The following is a 17,603-nucleotide window of genomic DNA, read 5'->3' on the forward strand; positions in this document are numbered from 1 at the left end:
GATGGGGCCGGTAGATCCACGCCACGCGTGGATGCTGTGCGCGATCCAACGGCGGGGTCGGAGCCCTTTCGCGAACGAAAGGGATCCGACCCCAGGCTCAGCGCCGCCGCTCCAGCCACCACAGCAATGATGCGCACAACACGAACGCCAGCCACCACGGCCAGCGCCAGCCCGGCACGGGGTGCATCACCGACGCGTCTGCAGGCGTGCTGGCAGCCAACGCCTGCGTGGTCGCATCGATCATCGCCTGCCGATGCAGCGTCGGTGCATCCTTCGGGTCGAACACATAGCGCCAGACAACGCTGTCGCCACGCTGCAGGCGCTGCCAGCCTGCCTCACGGGGCCACCAGCCGGCGCAGCGCAGCGCCGATGTCGCGCCATCGACAATCAGGGGTACAGCGTCACCACGTTTGTTGAAGACCTGCAGCGGCGCTTGCACGCCACACAGCGCCTGCCGTTCGCCTGCCCAGCTGATCGGCTGCGGTGACCACAGCGCATCATCGCTGCTCTGTGCGCGCGCCAGCGTGGCCACCACGCTGCTCCAGAGTTCGCCATGGCGGTCATCGCGCCCGGCCAGCACCCAGCGCCAGCTGTCGGTCAGCGGCAGCAGGCCGATGCGGCCCCTGCCAACCGCGCGCCAGCCACCGATGGCATTGCCGGCACGATCGTGCAGCAGCGCGTTGCTGCCCGGCGGCTGCAACGCCAGTGCTTCCAGCGAAGGCAGCGCGGCACTGTGCGAGCTGCGATCGGCCTCTTCGCCGTAGCCGGTCGGCAACGTGCCGGCGGCAAGCGGGCCACGTCGTGCGGCGAGGATCGCGCTCTCGCCATCGCCGGTAAGTTCAAGGGTGCGGCTGCTGCCATCGCCCTGCACGGGCAGGCCCAGATCGCGGAGACGCTGGCGCGCACTGGCCGAAGGTGCGCCCGCGCTGCGGACCAGCACGCCCAATCCATCGCGCAGGGCCTGGCGCACGGCGGCCAGCTGGCCCGCACTCAATGCCGCCAGGCTGCGTTCGTCCAGCAGCAGCAGATCGCTGCGCGTCAGCGATGCTGCATCGATCAACACCGGGCCATCGCCAACGCTGAGTCCGGCCCCGGTATCCGCCTGCACCTGCACACGGATGCCGGCATCGGCCGCCCAGCGGCGCAGGTACTTCAGCTCTGGGCCCGGCGCACTGGCGCGCACCAGCAGGCGCAGCGGTGCGGCCGGCAGGGTCTGCTGCGGCACCGGTACGCTGTCCACCACATGGCCGTCGGCATCGAGCAGGCGCAGCTTGAACACGCTGCGGCCTTCGGCTCGGGCGATGCCGCTCAGCTGCACGCGGCCGTCGTCGGCAACGTCCGTGCGATCGACCACGCTGTCGGCCGGGTCGAGCAGTTCTGCTTTCGCCTTTGCCGCGCCACGCGCCTGGGCCACTACTTCGAAGCGTGCACCGGGAGCCACATCGGCCGGTGGTTGGAGCGCGATCCAGCCGCGCGGCTCCGGTGCAGCCTGCCAACGTACATCCGGTGGCAGCAGCGCGTCGCGGTCCCGTGCGGCCAGGCCCGCACCGACCAGCGTCAGCGTGGAGGCCGGATGCTGGCGCAGCGCGGTGGCCAGGTCGGGTACGCGCTGTGCGCCGGGCACATCGGCAGCTTCGGGTAACAGCAGCAGTGGGCCTTCGCTGGCCGGGAGTGCGCCAGCCCGGTCGGCATCGATTCCCAGCACGACCAACCCGCCTGCGGGCTGCTGGCGATTGGGGGGTACGAGGCAGAAATACAGCAGCATGGCAGCGGCGATCTGCAGCGCAATGCCGATCCAGCGGCGGCCTGGGTGCGTTGTGCTTCCACGCAACAGGCGCACGCTGGCGATGACCACGACCACAGCAAGTGCCAGCGCAATCCACAGGTTCGGGCTGGAGGGGGTCATGGCTGCGCCTCCAGCGCGTCGAGGTAGCGCTGGCCCATCGCATCGGCCGCACTGCGCCGCATCGCCTGCGGCAGTGGACGTTGCAGTGCCCGCCACAGCTGTGCGCGCAGGCGCAGGCGGCAGTCGTGGCAACCGGGCTCGATGCGCAGCTGCTCGATGGCGGCGGCCAGATCCAGTGCATCGGGCAGGTAGGCGGCGTTGCGCTGCTGCCAGGTCGCGAGCGCATCGAGATCCGGTGCGCCGTTGTCATCGCCGAGGCGTTGCCAGGCTTCAACAATGGCCGGGTCCGGCGGCGTGCGCGCGGCCAACGGCAGTTCACGACTGGCCAGTCCGGCGCGATCACCGCCGAGTCGACGGCCTTCATCAATCGGTGGCAGCTCCGGCCCGACCCGGGCCAGATAAATGCGTTCGGCCTGCTGCACCTGCTTGATGAAGCCCAGCGCCTTGTACGCGAAGGGCAATGCCTGTTCCGGACGGCCCTGGCGCAGCTCGCCTTCGGCCGACCACATCTGGTCCAGCGCGGCCTTCAACGTGGCGCGGGTCTGCGGATCGAGCAGAGTCGCCGCCTCGGCGTGGTCATGGGTGTGGCCATACTCGGAGAGCACGTCGGTGGCGCTGCCGAACACCGGTGGCGCATCGGCATTGGCCGGCTTGCCGCCGTGGTCGTGGCCATGCGCGTCGTGCGCGCCTGCATCGGCGCCATGGTCGTGATCGTGCTCGTCGTCATGGTCGTGGTCGTGGTCGTCTGCGGCCGGCGTATCGCTGGTGGGCAGGTCACTGGTCGGCGGTGGCTTCGGCGCACCTTCGCTTTCCTCGCCCAGGAACTGGCCGTAGCGCAGGCGCAGGATGCGCTGGTCGATACCGATCGCATCGCTGCGCTTCACGAAGTCCTCGGCGGCCAGGCTGCGTCGCTGCCGGATCAGGGCTTCGGCATCGATGATGATCTGCCGCTGGCTGCGGAAGTACGCAGGCAGGGTCTTCTTGATGCGGCCTTCGAGCTCCGCACCGAGCGCGACTTCGGCGCTGGGCAGGCGCAGGATCACGCTGCTGCTGCGCCCGGTCTGCGGCGTGGGTGCATGGTTGTCGCGCACTTCCAGCTGGGCGATCACATCGTTGCCGGGCTGCGCGCCCAGCGCAGCCAGATCCAGGGTATGGGCGAAACGCCGCGCGGTGGCTTCGCCGCTGCCGGCAAGCGTGATGCTGCGCTTCGCGAAGGTGATGTTCTCCCCGCTGCCCTGGGTGGTGGTGATCGACAGCGTTGCCTGCGCCGCGACACCGTAATCGTCGTTGGCTTCGAAGCGCAGTGCCCACTGTCGTTGCCCCGGCGTGCCCAGCACCAGGCTGGCCGTGGGTTCCAGTACGCGCACGCTGGGTGCACGGTCGGCCACCACATCCAGCCGATGCAGGCGAGTCTCTGCCAGTGCCGGTTCGCTCACCACGCGGTACAGCACCGGCGCGCGTGCCACATCCTGCGCCTGCCACTGTCCTTCGTGCTCGCTCAGCGGCAACCTGCGACCATCGTGGAACTGCAGCCATGCCTTGTCCGGTGCACGGTCGAAGCGTAGCGACCAGGACAGCCGGCTGTCGGCGGCGACCTTGGCGTCCAGCGCATTCTGGGTAAGCGTGGCCTGGCCGGTATAGACCGGTGCGTCGATGCGCAGGCGGGTGGACTGCAGGCGTAGCGGGCCTGCGGCGGCCGTGCTGCCTGGCGCCGACGTGCGGACTGGCACGGAACCGGGGTTCGAACGTGGCCAGCCGGCTGCCAGCACAACAATGGCCAGGCCCGCGATCCAGCACAGCGCCAATGCCCCAGGCGGCCAGTGTGGACGCAGCTCCGGCATCGCGCGTTCCAGCGTGGCCAGCACATGCGCATGCTGGCGCTGCTGCAGCGGATTGAGCGTGGCGGCATCGGCGAACAGCAGGTCGGCACTGTCCTCGCTGGCACCGCTGCCATCAAGGTGGCGTTGCAGCCACTGCCGGTCCAGTTGGCGGGCATGCGCAGTGGCGAAGCCCGCACACGCGAGCAGGCTGATCGTACCGACGACGCAGGCGATATCGAAACCTGCCAGACGCAGGGCCAGCACCGCCGCAGCCAGCGCCCATGGCAGGCCCAGCAGCAGGGTGATGAGCGCACGGCGCCGGCGCGCACGTTGCCAGGCGTGCTGCCAGGTATTCATGCGGCCACCCTGCGGCGGGCGCTGCTGGCCATCCAGCGTTCCAGCGCGAACAGCAGCACGATGGCCAGCAACAGCCAAGGCGTCGGCTCACGCAGCGCTGGTGTTGCAGCAGGCAATGCGGCCCGCTGCGGTGCCTGGTCACGTGCATCGCCCAGGCGCGGAGCCGTGGGTGGCCGCAGCGCCAGCAGCAGGGCACGCGGCAACTTCGGATCGCGCAGCGCGGCGTTGCTCGTGGTATTCCAGTCGCCCGGCAGCGCCAGCAGATAGCCGTGGCCGACGCGTTGTTGCCACAGCAGCGGTGCGCCCTCCGCGTCGCGCAGCAGGATGCGGGCGTCGGCAGCGGGCTTGCCGGCGGTGATGACACGACCGCCGTCGCGCAGCCACGCCTGCCAGTTCGCCGGCAGTGCATCGCTGCGGCTCCACACGCCGATCTCGCCGCGTTCGGGCAGGGCATCCACCGACAGCGGAGCGAGCGGTGCCTGCACGCCCCACGCGCGCTGCAGTGCGTTCAACCAGTGCTGGGCAGTGGCGGATGCCTCGCCGTGCGCGCGCAGCTGCGGCAATGCCGCTGCAGTCTGCGGCGGTGTGACCGGCATCGGCTGCGTGTGCCATTGCACGTCGCGCGACAGCTGCAGGCGGGCGCCATCCAGGCCGGGCAGGGGATCGGGAACGTGCACGGTCAACGCGGTGCCCGCGGGCAGCTGTGCGTCCAGTTCGCGCAACAGGCTGGGCAGGGATGCGCTGGATGCCGGTGGTGCCTGATCGATGGCGGGGAAGCCAGGTGCCAGCCAGTGCCAGTTGCCCTCTTCGGCGGTGCCGCGCAGTGCGGCGGCGTCCATCCCAGGTGCCACTACCGTCCAGGCAGCGGGGACAGGGGCAGGGCCGGTCAACGCAGGTCGTGCCAGCAGAAAGGCCAATGCAGCCAGCAACATCAGCCGCACCAGAAGCAACGGCCAGTCATCGAAGCGGATGCGCTGGCGCGGCCGGATCTGTGCACGCAGCCAGCGCAGTGCAGCGAAATCCAGTGGCGTGTACGGATGGCGCCGGGCCAGGTGGATCAGCAGCGGCAGCAGCCCTGCGGCGAGCGCGGCCAGGCCGAGCGGGAACAGCAGGGTCATGCAGCGCCCCCACGGCCGAACAGCGCCTGCAGCGGCTGGTCCAACGGTTGGTCGAGCCAGCCGGTGGCACTGGCGATGCCGCTGGCCTGCAGGCGCGCACGTAATGCGCTGCGTGCGTCAGCGAAGCGCTGCAGGTAATCGGCGCGGATCGCCGCGCCGTCGCCCAACAGTTCCTCGCCGGTTTCCGGGTCGCGGAAGCGGTGGCCGGCGTCGAACGGGAAGTCGCGCTCGTCGGCGGTCAGGATCTGCAGCAGTGCCACTTCGCGGCGTGCGCTGGCCAGCTGTTCCAGCAACACGATGCCGGCGTCGTCGAAGCCATCACCGATTGCCAGCAGCAGGTCGCCCGGGCGCACGCGTTCCCACAGCGGGCGCAGGCGTTCGGCCGCAGGCCACCCACCGCGGGCCTGTAGGGCGTTCAGTTGCAGATGCACACGGTCGCGCTGGCGCGCGCCGTTCGCTGCGGGTACCAGCTGCAGGCCATCGCCACTGATTGCCAGCAGGCCAAAGCGGTCGCCCTGTTGCAGGGCCAGTTCGACCAGGCATGCGGCCACGCCGCACATGTGGTCCAGGCGCGTGCGTTGCGGCGCCGCGCGATCGGCCTGGCCGGCCGAGGCGGTGGCATCGAGCAGCAGCCAGACCGTGATCGGGCTTTCGCGTTCGGATTCGCGCACGAAAAAGCGGTCCGAGCGCGCGTACAGCTTCCAGTCGATCTGGCGCAGTTCGTCCCCGGGCTCGTAGGCTCGGTACTGAGCGAATTCGAGACCGGCACCGCGGCTGCGGCTGGCGTGCTGGCCGATGCCGCTCGCCCCGCTGGCCAGGCGCGGCCGCAACCGCAGCAGGCGCAGGCGCGCACGCAGTTCCGGTGGCAGGGTCAACGGCGTACCTGCGTTCACGCGTGGCTCAACCCGGGAACGGCACAGCCTGCAGCAGCGCAGCGACCACGTCGTCGGCACGCTTCTGCTCGGCCTCGGCGGCGAACGACAGCAGCAGGCGATGGCGCATCACCGGTGCGGCCAGCGCCTGCACATCCTCACGGGTGGCGGCAAACCGGCCCTGCAGCAGCGCACGGGCCTTGGCGGCCAGCACCAGCGACTGCCCGGCACGCGGGCCGGCGCCCCATTTCACCCATTGGTTGATGGCGGCCGGCGCGCCGTCGCCCGGACGGCTGGCACGCACCAACCGGGTGATCCAGGCCAGCACATCGGGGCTGACATGCACCTGGCGTACGGCGGCCTGCAGGGCGATCACCGCTTCGGCATCCATCACCTTCGGCACCGCATCGGTGGCACCGCCGGTGGTCTGTTCCAGGATCTGCCGCTCCTCGTCCTCGCTGGGGTAATCCACCAGCACATGCAGCAGGAAGCGGTCCAGCTGTGCTTCCGGCAGCGGGTAAGTACCCGCCTGCTCGATCGGATTCTGCGTGGCCAGCACAAAGAACGGCGCCGGCAGCGCGTAGGTGGTACCGGCGTAGCTGACCGTGCGTTCCTGCATCGCCTCCAGCAGCGCGGCCTGGGTCTTGGGCGGGGTGCGGTTGAGTTCGTCGGCCAGCAGCAGGTGGGTGAAGATCGGGCCCTGCTGGAAGCGGAAATGGCGATGACCCGTGCCGTGGTCTTCCTCCAGCAGCTCGGTGCCGAGGATGTCGCTGGGCATCAGGTCGGGGGTGAACTGCACGCGCCGGAACTGCAGTTCCAGCGCCTGGCCGAGCGAGCGCACCAGCAGCGTCTTGCCCAACCCGGGCGCACCTTCCAGCAGGCAGTGGCCGCCGGCCAGCAGGCCGATCAGCAGCTGCTCGACCACGGTGTTCTGGCCAACCACGGCGCGTGCGAGCGCAGCGCGCAGATCGTGCAGGCGCGGCAGCAGGGAATCGAGGTCGGGGGAGGTCATGGGCGTGCAGGTCCTATCAATTGTTCAACGCGTACATCACGATGTTGACGCCGAAGCGGGTGTTGTCCTCGGCCAGGAAGCGCTTGTTGCGCCAGTCGTAGTCCCACTCGCAGCCGTAGTCCTTGTTGCTGTAGAGCAGCCCCAGGCGGCCATCGACCTCGATGCCCTTCAGGTAGTCGTGCACCAGGTCGTCGCCCCAGCCGTTGAGTTCGAAGCTGGTGGCGGGCGGGCCATCGGGGAAGCGGAAGAAGCTACGGTACAGCGCGTGGCTGTTGGGCAGCTTCTGCAGTGCCTTCGGACCAAACAGGCGACCCATCTGCGCCTCGAATGAGGTGGCGAACAGGCCGTCGATGTCATGGTTGCAGTCGTCGACGAAGACGAAGCCGCCATTGCGAACATAGCGCACGAAGTTCTGCCGTTCGGCGGCGTTGAACTCCACCAGCGTGTGCCCCGCCAGGTAGCAGAACGGCGCCTCCAGCATGCGCGGGTCGGCCAGCGCCACCACGTGTTCCTGCGGGTCCACGCGCAGCGAGGTGTAGTCGATCAGTGAGGTGATCAGGTTGGACGGCATGCGCGCGTCCACGTCCCAGTCACCGGAGTCGTACTGCAGGCGGGTGAACCAGAAGTCGTAGCGCGAACTGCGCGGGCCCGCCTGCGCGAAGGCCGGCAGCGCCGCCGCCGAAGCGGCAGCGGCCAACCAGCGCAGGCAGGCCCGGCGATCCATCAGACCGCGTCGGACAGCGAGGTGAAGGTGAAATCGCGCAGCTTCATCGGCGGGATCATCATCACGTAGCTGGATTCATCACCGGCCACGCGCACCGGCTTGCCCAGCTCTTCGATGTTGTTGAGCATGATCACCGGCGATTCGTTGAAGCGGAAGTTCTTCACCGGGTGCTTGATCTGGCCGTTCTCGATGTAGAAGGTGCCGTCGCGGGTGAGGCCGGTCAGCAGCACGGTCTGCGGATCGACCATGCGGATGTACCAGGTACGGGTGACCAGGATGCCCTTCTGGGTGCCGCGCACCAGTTCGGCGGTGCTCTTGTCACCACCGCTCATCAGCAGGTTGCCCGGCGTGGCCTTGGCGGTCTTGCCCTGCTTCTGTGCCCAGAAGCGCGAGTAGTCCAGGTTGGCGATCTTGCCGTTCTCGATGATGGCCATGCGCTCGCGCGGCATGCCCTCGCCGTCCCACGGCAGCACCGGTGCGTCCGGATGCCACGGGTCGGCAATCATGGTCACGCGCGGGTCGTAGACCTGCTCGCCCAGCTTGTTGCCACCGCCCTTCTTCGACAGGAAGCTGCGACCTTCATCGGCCGAGCGTGCGCTGAAGAAGTTCATCATGAAGCTGATCAGGCCCGCGGCCGCGGCGGGCTCCAGGATCACCGTGTACTTGCCCGGTTCCAGCGCCTTGGCTTCGGCCGATTCGGTGGCCTTGCGCATGGCGATGCGGATGTCCTGGTCGGCCTTGAAGTCGGCGGCATCCTTCAGGTTGCGGCCAACCCAGCCCGAACCACGGCCATCTTCGGTACGCACGGTGCAGGTGTAGTCGAAGTTGGTCGTGCGCTGGTAGGCGAAGTTGCCGTTGCTGTTGGCGGTGGCCTGGAAGCCCTGGCCGTCTTCAAGGAACCCGGCGGCGATCAGGCCGTGGCCACGGCAAGGAGCGATCGAATCGGCGGCGACCTTGGCGCGGAAGGCCGGATCGATGGCAGCGGTGGATTCGCTGAAGGTCGGGCTGGCGCGGTAGCTCTGCTTGCCGATGGCCGGCATGAACTCCGGATTCTCCGGCGCCAGCCGGGCCAGATCCTCGGCACGACGCACCACGCGTTCCAGCGCGGCATCGTCGAACTCGTTGATCGAGGCCGTGCCGACGCGCTTGCCGAAGGCGACGGTGACTGCCAGCTCGGTGTTGTCGACGATGCCGCTGGTGGAGACATTGTTCAGCGCGAAACGGATGTTGCCGCTGATCGCGCCGGCCAGCACGGCGGTGCACTCGTCGGCCTTGGACAGGGCGATGACCTTGTCGAGGATGGCCTTGGCCTGGGCTTCGGTGAAGATACTCATGGTGTAAGGGCTCCTGACCGATCAGCCGAGGCTGCGTGCGGTGTTGATGACGTTGATGCCGTTGAAGCGCGCGGTGGACGAACCGTGCGAGACCGCCGAGACCTGGCCCGGCTGGCCCTTGCCGTCGAAGAACGAACCGCCCAGGCGGTAGTCACGCTCGTCGGCCACGGCGGTGCAGGCATTCCAGAACTCCGGCGTGCGGATCTGGTAGGCCACGTCTTCCAGCATGCGGGTGATCTGGCCGTTCCTGATCTCGTAGAACAGCTGGCCGCCGAACTGCGCGTTGTAGCGCTGCTGGTCGATCGAGAACGAACCGTCACCGATGATGTAGATGCCGTTCTCCACGTCCTTGATCAGGTCCGGCACGCTCAGCGGCTTCTTGCCCGGTGCCATCGACACGTTGGCCATGCGCTGGAACTGCACGCTGGACCACGAGTCGGCGTAGCAGCAGCCGTCGGATTCGGTCTTGCCGAGGATGTGGGCCTGGTCGCGGATGGTCTGGTAATCCACCAGCTTGCCGTCGCTGATCAGGTCCCAGCGCTTGCACTTCACGCCTTCGTCGTCATACGCGACCGCGCCCAGGCTGCCCGGCTGGGTCTTGTCGGCGAAGATGTTGACCAGCTCGCTGCCGTACTGGAAACGCTGCTCGCGCTTGTCCAGGGTGGCGAAGCTGGTGCCGGCGTAGTTGGCCTCGTAGCCGAGCACGCGGTCCAGCTCCAGCGGATGGCCGATCGACTCATGGATGGTCAGCCAGGTATGCGACGGATCGAGTACCAGGTCGTACTTGCCGGGCTTGACCGACGGCGCCTTCAGCTTCTCCTGCGCCTGCTTGGCAGCCGCGATGGCGTCCTCCTTCATGTCGTAGGACGAACCGTAGTTCACCACGCCGTTGGGCGTGAGCACCTTGCCGCTGGCGGCGCCGTCCAGGTACTCGTAGCCCAGGCCCATCGGCGAGGACAGGCCTTCGCGGGTACGGAACTTGCCGCTGGACTTGTCGATGGCGGTGATTGTCATCGGTGCCCAGATGCGATGCACATCCTGGTCGATGTAGGAACCATCAGTGGAGGCGAAGTACTTCTGCTCGTTGACCAGGAACAGCATCGAGTTGACGAAGCTGGCACCGGCGCCCATCGCCGCAGCGTTGACGTCCAGCAGCAGGCCGACCTTGTCCTTGATCGGCACCTCCATCGCATTCTTGCGGATCGGCGTGCGCCAGCTCACCTCACCGACGCCCGGCGCCTTGGCCAGCTGCACCGGTGCGGTCTGCACGCCGGCATTGGCCTTGGCGATCGCCGCGGCCTGCTGCGCGGCCCTGGCCACGTCGGCCGTACCCAGCGCATTGGTAGCCGCGAAGCCCCAGGCACCGTTGACGATCACGCGGATGCCCACGCCGGTGGACTCGGTGTTCACCACGTTCTGCACCTTGTCCTCGCGGGTGATCACGAACTGCCGCAGGTAGCGGCCGATGCGCACGTCGCAGTAGGTGGCGCCAGCGCTGCGTGCGGCCTGCAGGGCGGCGTCGGCCAGGCGCTTCTTCAGCCCCAGGTCCAGCGTGCTCTGCAGCTGTTCGGCGGCAATCGCCTTGCCGAAGAAGGAGGGCACGATCAGCCCACCCGCGGTAAGCCCGGTCAGGGCCAGGAAGTCACGTCTTTGCAAGGCTGCTCTCCATGTCGAAGGATGGGTGGCTCAAGCGCCGAGACTGCGCGCGGTGTTGATGATGTTGATGCCGTTGAAGCGGGTGGTGGACGAACCGTGCGAGACCGCCGAGACCTGGCCGGGCTGGCCCTTGCCATCGAAGAACGAACCGCCCAGGCGGAAATCGCGTTCATCGCAGATGGCGGTGCAGGCGTTCCAGAATTCCGGCGTGCGGATCTGGTAGGCCGCGTCCTCGACCATGCCGGCGATCTTCCCGTCCTTGATCTGGTAGTACAGCTGGCCGCCGAACTGCGCGTTGTAGCGCTGCTGGTCGATCGAATACGACCCGCGGCCATGGATGTAGATGCCGTTCTCCACGTCCTTGATCATGTCCTCGACGCTGAGTGGCTGTTTGCCCGGCGCCAGCGAGACATTGGCCATGCGCTGGAACTGCACGCTGGACCAGGAATCGGCATAGCTGCAGCCGTGCGACGCATCGCGGCCGAGGATATGGGCTTCATCGCGGGTGGCCTGGTAGTCGACCAGGATGCCGTCGCGCACCAGGTCCCAGCGCTGGGTCTTCACCCCTTCATCGTCGTAGCCGACCGCACCGAGGCTGCCCGGTTGGGTCTTGTCGGCGAAGAAGGTGACAATGTCGCTGCCCCAGCGGAAGCCGGCATCGCGCTTGTCCAGCGTGGCGAAGCTGGTGCCGGCGTAGTTGGCTTCGTAGCCGAGCACGCGGTCCAGCTCCAACGGGTGGCCGACGTTCTCGTGGATGGTCAGGAACAGGTTGGACGGGTCCAGCACCAGGTCGTACTTGCCGGGCTTCACCGACGGCGCCTTCAGTTTCTCGCGCGCGTGGCGGGCGGCGGCGATGGCGTCTTCGACCGGGTCGTAGGAATCGCGGTAGGCGGTGATGCCGCCGGGCAGCTGGACCTTGCCACTCGCATCGCCATCCAGGAACTCGTAGCCCATGCCCATCGGCGAGGAGAGGCCGGCGCGGGTACGGAACCTGCCGCTGGCCTTGTCGATGGCAGTGGCGGTGAATGGCAGCCAGATGCGATGGATGTCCTGGTCGATGAAAGAACCGTCGCTGGAGGCGAAGTACTTCTGTTCGTTGACCAGGAACAGGGTGGAATTGATGTAGTCAGCGCCCGCATTCAGCGCGGCGGCGTTGAGCGCCAGCAGCAGCTCGACCTTGTCCTGGATCGGCACCGCCATCGCGTTCCTGCGGACCGGCGTCTGCCAGCGGACCTCACCCACCGACGGCGTCGGCGCCAGCTGCACCGGCCGGGTCTGGATGCCGGCGTTGGCGCGGGCGATCGCCGCCGCCTGCTCGACCGCAGCGCGCACGGCGGCCTCGGTCTGCTGATGGGTTGCAGCGAAGCCCCAGGCGCCGTTGACGATCACCCGCACGCCCACGCCGGACGATTCGCGGTTGGTCACGTTGCCGACCTGGTGTTCGCGGGTGATGACCGACTGGTTGAGATAGCGGCCGATGCGGACATCGCAGTAGCTGGCCTTGGCGGTGCGCGCGGCGGCGAGCGCCACGTCCGCCAGGCGCCGGCGCTGGGCGGTATCGACCGGTGCGAGCAGCTGCTCGGCGGCGATGGCACGGGAATGCGGCAGCAGCAGGCCCGCCAGGCCCAGACCGGAAAAAGCCAGGAACTCACGTCGTTGCACAGCGTTTCTCTCTCTCGCTTGCGTGCGGTTGGCAACGGGCCGGACCGATCACGTCAACTCCTCGACTTTCGCCAGCGCGGCGCGTCCGGGCAAGTGACTGCAGTCATGGTTGGTGGGGGTTTCGGCAGGGCTTGCAGCCCTGCACCTGCTCAATGCAACGGCCAGAGCCAGAGCCAGAGCGGCATTCCGTGGGATGGCGGGGCGGTGTGGGTGGGCAGGACACGCCGTAAACCCGTCCCTGGGGGCTCGATGGCGCCATCCATGGCGCCAACGGTCCTGCCCACCCACACCGCCCCGCGTCTGACAGCTGGCCGGTGGCTGTTGGTGGGTGCCGACCGTTGGTCGGCACATCTGTCAGATATCGAATGAACTCATCCGTGCCGACCAACGGTCGGCACCCACCAAGGCCGTACGCCGTTCCGGCAGATCGCGGAAGTCTGTCGAAGGCGGGGTGGGTCCGGTTGAGGGGGCGTGAGCCGCATGGATGCGGCGACCGAGCTTACATGGACGTACTTGCAGCGACCCCCGCAACCGGGCCCCCCCCGCCAACCCACGGAATGCCAGCTTTTGACGTTGCTCTGGCTCCGGCTCCTGCGGGTGCAGGGCTGCAAGCCCTGCAGACACTCCCTCGTGCACAATGGGGCCGACCCCGCCTGGACACCGTCCCTGATGTCGAGCAAGCCGTATTCAGAAGCCTGCGAGCGCAACCGCGAACCGATCGCCACGGCACTCGACCCGTGGATGGGCGACCGCCATCGGGTGCTGGAAATCGGCAGCGGTACGGGACAGCACGCGGCCTTCTTTGCCGAGCGCTGGCCGTGGCTGCGCTGGCAGCCCAGCGATCATCCGGACCATCTGCCCGGTATCGAGGCCTGGCGTGCGGAGGCCGCGCTGCTGAACCTGCTGCCGCCGGTGGCATTGCAGGTGGAACTGCCGCCTGCGCCGGGCCTGACGCTGCCCGAAGGCAGCACGTTCGATGCGGCGTTCAGCGCCAACACGCTGCACATCATGGGCTGGGACCACGTGCAGGCGTTGTTCGCCGCGCTGCCACCGGTGCTGCGTCATGGTGCGCTGCTGGCAGTGTATGGCCCGTTCAACTACGGCGGTCGCTACACCAGTGACAGCAATGCGCAGTTCGATGCCTGGCTGAAGGCACGTGATCCGCGCAGCGGCATCCGCGATAGCGAAGCGGTGCAGGCGCTGGCGGCCGACAATGGCTTCACCCGCCTGGGGGATGTGGCGATGCCGGCCAACAACCGCCTGCTGCTGTGGCGGTTGGGGTAAACCGCCGGTAGTGCCGGCCGTTGGCCGGCAACCGACTGCCGGGATGAATGCCGGCCAGCGGCCGGCACTACCATCAGGCCACCTGCACGATGTGCAGTGCCTTCGGATTGCGCCACTGCGCCAGCAGGGCGGCTTCGCGTGCCTTGGCCTGCGCGAAATGCGCTTCCTTGACGTGGCCGTAGCCGCGGATGTGCTCGGGTACGCTGGCGATCTCGACCGCCAGCGCGAGGCGGTCATCATCCAGGCCATCCAGCAGCAGCTGCACGGTGGCCTCGTAGTCACCGATCAGCTTGCGTTCCATGCGGCGTTCCTCGGTGCGGCCGAACACATCAAGGCGCCCGCCGCGCAGGAACTTCAGCTTCGCCAGCAGGCCGAAGGCCTTGAACATCCACGGGCCGTATTCCTTCTTCAGCAACCGGCCCTGCGCGTCCTTCTTGGCGAACAGCGGCGGTGCCAGGTGGAAGCGCAGCTGGTAGTCGCCCTCGAACTGCTGCTGCAGGCGGCGCTGGAAGTCGCCGCTGGTGTACAGGCGGGCCACTTCGTACTCGTCCTTATAGGCCATCAGCTTGAACAGGTAGCGGGCCACGGTTTCGGTCAGCGCGGTGGAACCACCGATGCGGTCGGCTTCGGCGGCGCGCACGCGCTCGACCAGGCTGCGGTAGCGGTTGGCGTAGGCGGCGTCCTGGTACTCGACCAGGAACGCGGCGCGGCGCTCGATCATTTCATCCAGCGAGCGCGACAGGCGCGCATCGTCCAGCGGCAGGAACGCCACGTCGCCACCATGCGAGGGCAGGCCACGCAGTTCGCGTTCGTCGCCGGTGTTGCGCGGTGCGGCGGTGGCACCCCATTCGTTGCCTTCCCACTCGCCCGGCGGCAGCGGGTGCAGCGGGCCCGGGGTGGATTCGGTATCGGTGTGGCGGTTGCGCACCAGGCCGGCCGCCTGCTGCACGGCCTGCGGGTCGACCACGGCCAGGCGACCCCAGGCGAAGGCCTGCTGGTTCATCGCCACGGCGGCGCCGTTGAGTTCGATGGCGCGCATCAGCGACTCGAACGACAGCGGTACCAGGCCCTGCTGCCACGCGTAGCCGAGGATGAACAGATTGGCGGCGATGGCGTCGCCCAGCAGCGCGGTGGCCAATTGGGTGGCATCGAGCAGCAGCGGTTCCTCGCCCCCCAGCGCCACGCGCACACCGGCCACGATGTCGGCGGCGGGGAACTGCATGTCCGGGCGGGTGGTGAAGGTGCCGGGCATCGCTTCGTAGGTGTTCAGCACCACCTGCGAACGGCCGGCACGCACCTTCGACAGCGCCCAGTAGTCGTTGACCACCACCATGTCGCAGCCCAACACCAGGTCGGCTTCACCGGCGGCGATGCGCACGGCGTGGATGTCGTCCGGTCGGCGGGCGATGCGGATGTGCGTGGTCACCGCGCCACCCTTCTGCGCCAGGCCGGTCTGGTCCAGCACGGTCGCGCCCTTGCCTTCCAGGTGGCCGGCCATGCCCAGCAGCGCGCCGATGGTCACCACGCCGGTACCGCCGACGCCCGTGATCAGGATGTTCCAGGGCTGTTCCAGGGTGCCGCGGATGGTCGGTGCAGGCAGGTTGTCCAGCAGCGTGGAGGCATCGCGCTTGCTGCCCTTGCGCGGCTGGCCACCGTGCACGGTGACGAAGCTCGGGCAGAAACCATTCACGCAGGAATAGTCCTTGTTGCAGTTGGACTGGTCGATCTCGCGCTTGCGGCCGAACTCGGTTTCCTTCGGCAGCACCGACACACAGAAGCTCTTCTTGCCGCAGTCGCCGCAGCCTTCGCAGACCAGCGAATTGATCATCACCCGCTTCTGTGGGTCTTCCAGCTTGCCGCGCTTGCGGCGGCGGCGCTTCTCGGTGGCGCAGGTCTGTTCGTAGATCAGGATCGAAACACCCTTCACTTCGCGCAGGCGCTTCTGCACGGCGTCCAGTTCGCTGCGGTCGTGGAACTCGACGTCGCTGGGGAAATGTTCGCGCTGGCCGGTCCACTTGCCGATGTTGTCCGACAGCACCACGATGGTGTGGATGCCTTCGGCGCGCATTTGCTTGGCGATGTCGGGCACGCTCAGCGGGCCGTCCACCGGCTGGCCGCCGGTCATCGCCACCGCGTCGTTGTAGAGGATCTTGTAGGTGATGTTGACGCCGGCCGCGACCGCCTGGCGGATCGCCAGCGAACCGCTGTGGAAATAGGTGCCGTCGCCCAGATTCTGGAACACGTGAGGGGTGTCGGTAAACGGCGCCTGCCCGGCCCAGGTCACGCCTTCGCCGCCCATGTGGGTGAAGGTATCGGTGCTGCGGTCCATCCAGGTCACCATGTAATGGCAACCGATGCCGGCCAGCGCACGCGAGCCTTCCGGCACCTGGGTGGAGGTGTTGTGCGGGCAGCCCGAGCAGTAATGCGGTACGCGCGGGAAGCTGGCGCGCGGCAGCGCAAGCTCGGCTTCCTTCTCCTGCATCCACTGCAGGCGCTGCTCGATCGATTCGTTGTTGAAGAACTTCTGGATGCGGCGGCCGATCACGCCGGCGATGGTGGCCGGCGTCAGTTCACCGGTGGACGGCAGGATCCATTCACCGCTCTCGTCGTACTTGCCAACGATGGACGGGCGCTGGCTCCAGCTGGCCGGCCAGTTGAAGAACTGTTCCTTCATCTGGCGCTCGATGAAGGCACGCTTCTCCTCCACCACGATGATGTCTTCCAGGCCCTGCGCGAAGCGGGCGATGCCTTCCGGCTCCAGCGGCCAGGTCATGCCGACCTTGTACACGCGGATGCCGATGTCAGCGCATGCGGCTTCATCCAGGCCCAGGTATTCCAGCGCCTGCAGCACGTCCAGGTAGCTCTTGCCGGTGGTGACGATGCCCAGCCGCGCGCGCGGCGCGTCCATCACCACCTTGTCGACGGCGTTGGCGCGGGCGAAGGCCTGCGCGGCCTTCACCGCGTAGCGGTGCAGGCGCATTTCCTGGTCCAGCGGCGGGTCCGGCCAGCGGATGTTGAGGCCGCCCGAGGGCATCTCGAAGTCTTCCGGCAGCACGATGCGGCGTGCCAGCGGATCGACCTCCACCGAGGCCGACGATTCCACCGTCTCGGCGATCGTCTTGAAGCCGACCCAACGGCCGGTGTAACGGCTCATCGCCCAGCCCAGCAGGCCCATGTCCAGGATGTCCTGCACGCCGGCCGGGTTCAGCACCGGCATCATCGCGCTGACGAATTCGTCTTCGCTGCCGTGCGGCAGGGTCGAACTGCGGCAGGCATGGTCATCGGCGGCCAGCGCCAGCACGCCGCCGTAGCGCGAGGTACCCGCAGCATTGGCATGCTTGAACACGTCGCCGCAGCGGTCCACGCCCGGGCCCTTGCCGTACCACATGCCGAACACGCCCTGCACGTTGGCGCCGGGGAACAGGTTGGTCTGCTGCGTGCCCCACACCATGGTGGCGCCCAGGTCCTCGTTCAGGCCGGGGGTGAACATCACCTTGGCGGCCTCAAGATGCTTGCGCGCGCGCCACAGCTCCAGATCGAAGCCACCCAGCGGGCTGCCGCGGTAGCCGCTGACGAAGCCGGCACTGTCGATGCCTTCGGCGGCGTCGCGCAGGCGCTGCATCAAGGGCAGCCGTACCAGCGCCTGCACGCCACTCAGGTAGATCCGCCCCTCGTTGCGGGTGTACTTGTGGTCGAGCGTGTAGTCACGGTCGATCAGGTCGGCGGAAGAGGGCGAAGTGAGTTGCGCGGTACTGGTCATGGCTGGCCCGGTAGGATCGGCTGGCACCGGCCGCGTGCAGGCACGCGGCGGGAAAGGCGCGAATTGTAGCAGTGGGGCCGCGCAGGCCCCGGCACTCG

At 68.0% G+C, this 17,603-nt stretch carries 11 protein-coding genes; 1 reads left to right on the plus strand and 10 read right to left on the minus strand.

The window, feature by feature from the left end:
* Nucleotides 1-97: 97 nt before the first annotated feature.
* From M1L61_RS00615 to M1L61_RS00655, 9 genes are read right to left on the minus strand one after another with little or no spacing between them, the layout of a single operon-like run.
* Nucleotides 98-1,906, minus strand: coding sequence for a hypothetical protein (locus M1L61_RS00615; protein ID WP_248854181.1), 1,809 nt, complete (start codon nt 1,904-1,906; stop codon nt 98-100).
* On the minus strand, nt 1,903-4,083 hold the full coding sequence (locus M1L61_RS00620; RefSeq protein WP_248854182.1) for a DUF4175 domain-containing protein: 2,181 nt from the start codon (nt 4,081-4,083) through the stop codon (nt 1,903-1,905). The genes M1L61_RS00615 and M1L61_RS00620 overlap by 4 nt, the downstream gene beginning before the upstream one ends.
* Nucleotides 4,080-5,201 carry a BatA domain-containing protein gene (locus M1L61_RS00625; protein WP_248854183.1) on the minus strand — a complete coding sequence of 374 codons (1,122 nt, stop codon included), beginning with the start codon at nt 5,199-5,201 and terminating at the stop codon, nt 4,080-4,082. The genes M1L61_RS00620 and M1L61_RS00625 overlap by 4 nt, the downstream gene beginning before the upstream one ends.
* Nucleotides 5,198-6,094, minus strand: a complete 897-nt coding sequence (locus tag M1L61_RS00630; RefSeq protein WP_049408922.1) for a DUF58 domain-containing protein — start codon at nt 6,092-6,094, stop codon at nt 5,198-5,200. The genes M1L61_RS00625 and M1L61_RS00630 overlap by 4 nt, the downstream gene beginning before the upstream one ends.
* Before the next feature lie 7 nt (nt 6,095-6,101).
* Entirely contained in the window at nt 6,102-7,085 is a 984-nt protein-coding gene (locus M1L61_RS00635) for a MoxR family ATPase (RefSeq protein ID WP_049448317.1), read from the minus strand.
* Nucleotides 7,086-7,101: 16 nt separating this feature from the next.
* Entirely contained in the window at nt 7,102-7,809 is a 708-nt protein-coding gene (locus M1L61_RS00640; RefSeq protein WP_012509667.1) for a DUF4159 domain-containing protein, read from the minus strand.
* Nucleotides 7,809-9,143: a TldD/PmbA family protein gene (locus M1L61_RS00645; protein WP_019336350.1), complete on the minus strand. Its 1,335-nt coding sequence runs from the start codon at nt 9,141-9,143 to the stop codon at nt 7,809-7,811. The genes M1L61_RS00640 and M1L61_RS00645 overlap by 1 nt, the downstream gene beginning before the upstream one ends.
* A 21-nt stretch (nt 9,144-9,164) precedes the next feature.
* Nucleotides 9,165-10,799, minus strand: a complete 1,635-nt coding sequence (locus M1L61_RS00650; RefSeq protein WP_248854184.1) for a TldD/PmbA family protein — start codon at nt 10,797-10,799, stop codon at nt 9,165-9,167.
* A gap of 30 nt (nt 10,800-10,829) precedes the next feature.
* Nucleotides 10,830-12,461 (minus strand): TldD/PmbA family protein, encoded by a 1,632-nt coding sequence (locus tag M1L61_RS00655; protein ID WP_010487264.1) that lies wholly within the window; start codon nt 12,459-12,461, stop codon nt 10,830-10,832.
* Between the two features lie 669 nt (nt 12,462-13,130).
* Between M1L61_RS00655 and M1L61_RS00660 the strand changes: the two genes are divergently transcribed.
* A complete protein-coding gene (locus M1L61_RS00660; RefSeq protein WP_019337590.1) occupies nt 13,131-13,745 on the plus strand; it encodes a DUF938 domain-containing protein in 615 nt (204 codons plus the stop codon).
* Nucleotides 13,746-13,818: 73 nt separating this feature from the next.
* Here the strand turns inward: M1L61_RS00660 and M1L61_RS00665 are convergent, their stop codons facing one another.
* Complete coding sequence (locus tag M1L61_RS00665) at nt 13,819-17,505, minus strand: indolepyruvate ferredoxin oxidoreductase family protein (protein ID WP_248854185.1); 3,687 nt, start codon at nt 17,503-17,505, stop codon at nt 13,819-13,821.
* Between the last annotated feature and the right edge of the window lie 98 nt (nt 17,506-17,603).

Source organism: Stenotrophomonas sp. NY11291, from assembly GCF_023277365.1.
Lineage (GTDB): Bacteria > Pseudomonadota > Gammaproteobacteria > Xanthomonadales > Xanthomonadaceae > Stenotrophomonas > Stenotrophomonas geniculata.